The sequence below is a fragment of the Bizionia gelidisalsuginis genome, from assembly GCF_008086185.1.
In the GTDB taxonomy this organism is placed as follows: Bacteria; Bacteroidota; Bacteroidia; order Flavobacteriales; family Flavobacteriaceae; genus Bizionia; species Bizionia saleffrena.
On sequence record NZ_VSKN01000053.1, the window covers coordinates 1 to 3,155 of the forward strand.

A 3,155-nucleotide genomic window follows, 5' to 3' on the forward strand; every position below is an offset into this window, starting at 1 on the left:
GTCTCAGTCAAGAGAATAAAAGAAGTAGAAAAATTGCTAAATTACAGACCAATTAGAAAGTTTAATTATAATAACCCTATTGAAGTCCTAAATAATAAGTGTGTTGCACTTATGGGTTGAACTCAGCCATAATAAAATCTGAGCCTTTTGAAATTTTAAATCCTGATTATCACAAAGAAATAGTTCGAATCTCTGATGGAAACCCAAGATTAGCGATAATGACTTCTCTTTTAGCAAAAAAGGAACAAAACTTATATGCTTTACACAATGTTTCCGATTTATTTGAAAAGTATTTTTCAACGTTCATCAAAGATGATGGCGAGTTTGAAAATCCCTTAATCATTAAATGTCTTGGTATTATTGCTTTCTTTTATACTATTCCATATAAGAATAAAGAAATCACGGAATCAATTCTTAAAAAATTTGGAATATCATACAATGACTTTATAGATACAATTGATAAGCTTGACAAATTGGAATTAGCAGAAATTCAATTTGAACACGTAAAAGTTCCTGAACAAAATCTTGCTACTTTTTTCTTTTACAAAGCATTTATAAAAGACAACTTAATTTCATTTCAAATTCTATTGAACAACTATTTTGAAAATTATCAAAATAGATTTACAGACAGTATTGTTCCTGCTAATAACACATTTGGTCCACAAAATGTAATGGACAAAATCAAACCAGACTTAGTTAATTATTGGAACATCATTCAAGTAGACAAAGACAAATCTTTTAATTTTCTTAGTTCATTTTGGTTCTATTTACAAGACCAGACTTTAGAGTTCACATATCAGCAAATAGAAACATTTCCGAAAGTAGAACAAGCTAAATTTGATACTTCATACGAAAACAATCAATTCAATTATAATAAGGATAATCTAATTGAATTATTAGGTAATTTTTTTCGCCTTAACAGTAAATACCTTAAAGATTCAATTGAATTATTGTTCGAATATGTGACTCGAAAACCTGAAAAATTACCAGAACTTATTCACAAAATAAGAGAATTATTGATTTTCGATAGAGATGATGAACAATACGATTTTTATAGACAAAAGACTCTTTTTGACATATTAATTGGTGGTGTAAACAACAATGACGAATTACTTTCTACATCATTTTATGAACTTTCAAAAACTTTCTTGTCGTATAAATTTCAGCAATTTAAAGGTGGTAGAAATAATAGTTTTGTTCACTATCAATATCCAGTTCCAAACAATAAAACTATTCAGGAATTTAGAACAAAAATATGGGACACATTAGATGATAGTTTTACATCTCGTCCAGAAATGGCTTTCAGATTATTAAAAAATTATTCGCGAGTTCATCCAGACGTAAACAATGAGATAATGGAATTCGACATTCCTTTTGTTCTAAATATAATTGATAATCATTTAAAGAATGAAAATTTTGAACATTGTAAATATGTTCAAGACCAAATCAGGTGGTTCAAAAGACACGATTTTGATTTACCAGAATTCTCAAATTTCTCAAATAGGTTTGTTAACGAAACTTACTTGACATTCCTGAAAATAGATTGGGATAGGTTTAGAGATAAAGAAATGTATGAATTTGATGATTTTCGAGAGTATGAGAGATTAAAAGAGGCTGAAATAAGAACTTCTTTCATATTGACCAATATTAAGGAAATCAATGAATTTTACGACACTTTTATTTTATTAAAAAATTCAGCAGAGAATAATTGGAACTATAATAATACACTCGATTTTGTTATTGATGAGAATTGCTCAAGAGACTTTGATATTGGACTTGCTTTACTCAATAAAGTCATAGAAAAAGGAAATGAAATAAAATATATCCCAAGAAATATTTTTAGAAATCAATTAAAAACAGATAATAAGGCAAATCAAATTTGGGGAATTATTCAAACAAAAGAGTTTGACTTAAAAGAACTTTGGGAATTATCATTCTATGATTATATAGATGATACTCTAATAAACAAAGAGTTTGCTTTATCGTTAGTGAATACAATAACAAAGATGAGTAATCCTAATACTATTCATTTTGACAGACTTGAACGTTTCTTAACAGTAGAACCAAACTTGTTTCAAATAATTTTAAGAACTATTACCGATAAAAACGAAATAGAAAATACACGATTACAAGTTTGGATGGATTTTTTTAGTAAGCATTTTAAAAATCTTGGAGACGATATAGAGTTGATAAAAAAAGCTTACATCCAACAAAACTTGATTCAAAATCATTTTGACTACGAAGGAAAAGGGTTTATAGAAATATTGAAAATTGATAAAGACTTCTTAATAGAGTTTGTTGAGAGTTTATATTCTGCAACTGACAGACATAGTCTTGGAGGAGACCATAGTGATATGAGCTATGTTTGGAGTATAGAAAACATTGAAGAGACGTTAATCCAAGTATTCGATTTAATAATTGAAAAAGACTTGTATTTTGGCATTTTGGAGCATTATTGTAATGTTTTCTTTAGAAATCCAAAGGAAGAAGAACTGAAAAAAAGGGCTGATGATTTTATTAGAAAATACGTCATTGATAATAATCAAGATTATAAAAAAATGCAAATCATTGTAGACTTGATACGACATTCAAGAAAAGAATTATTTGAAGAAATATTTTTGTTGTTTATTTCATTAAATCAAGATAAAGAGATTTTCGGAAAACTAATGTGGAGAGGAAATGGAGGAACATATTCAGGAGATGTTATTATTGGAGACATACAAGCTTCTGAATGGAGAAATCTACTATCAATTGCAAATAAATCTACTTTAGGAATAAAACTAATTCCAATCAAGAATTACATTAACAAACAAATTGAATACTGTTTACAAAGTGGAGATGGGGAAAGAGAGCGGAAATTTTTAAGAAAAGGATATTAAAAGCCAACGCTCAAAGCCATACACATTTGCAATTCGCACCAGCCAACGCTACACCAAAAATTGCAAAAGAGTATGTCTTGCCAACGCTCACTTCCGAACTAAATAATAAACATCGGAAAACCAAGCTGAACGTGAAAAGCACTATGCACAATCGAGTAGACGGCTGACAATCGAATGATTGCCAGTGCGCCTCTCACACCACCGTACGTACGGGTCTCGTATACGGCGGTTCACCAAATCGAAGTTTGTATTTTGTTTATGTAATCTATCATCGGT

Annotated in this window: 1 protein-coding gene and 1 pseudogene; both read left to right on the forward strand. The window is 29.2% G+C overall.

What is annotated here, in order from left to right; translation table 11 throughout:
- Positions 1 to 120 (forward strand): annotated as a pseudogene (locus ES677_RS15970) (IS30 family transposase); the annotation flags it as partial.
- On the forward strand, positions 117 to 2,879 hold the full coding sequence (locus ES677_RS14905; protein ID WP_211357899.1) for a hypothetical protein: 2,763 nt from the start codon (positions 117 to 119) through the stop codon (positions 2,877 to 2,879). The pseudogene ES677_RS15970 and the gene ES677_RS14905, both read left to right, overlap by 4 nt.
- Positions 2,880 to 3,155 lie beyond the last annotated feature (276 nt).